At 64.5% G+C, this 248-nt stretch carries 1 protein-coding gene; it reads right to left on the bottom strand.

Features of this window, described 5'->3' with window-relative positions; all coding sequences use genetic code 11:
* Window positions 1-248: type IV secretory system conjugative DNA transfer family protein (locus tag G7020_RS23865; RefSeq protein ID WP_181087231.1), on the bottom strand; the 248-nt coding region annotated here is incomplete at both ends.

Below are 248 nucleotides of genomic sequence, written 5' to 3'. Positions count from 1 at the left end.
CGTCGCGCACTTCATGTGCGCCGCGCCGGACTTCAAGCAGCGGGTTGTAGGCGGCCGACTGCCTATCGGTGGGGTTGAAAAGCAGGCAGTGCGAAAAGCGCGAACGCCAGCCCGCCGTGATCTTCCAGTTCTCTCCCTTAATGTCGTGAATGACGGCGGACGCCGGCCACGAAAGCAACGTAGGCACCACCAAGCCCACGCCCTTGCCCGAGCGCGTGGGTGCGAAGCTCAGGACATGTTCCGGCCCC

This window comes from Stutzerimonas stutzeri (assembly GCF_013522825.1).
In the GTDB taxonomy this organism is placed as follows: Bacteria; Pseudomonadota; Gammaproteobacteria; order Pseudomonadales; family Pseudomonadaceae; genus Stutzerimonas; species Stutzerimonas stutzeri_AK.
The sequence above is the reverse complement of the archived record's forward strand: the minus strand, read 5'-3'. Positions and strand labels throughout refer to the sequence as shown.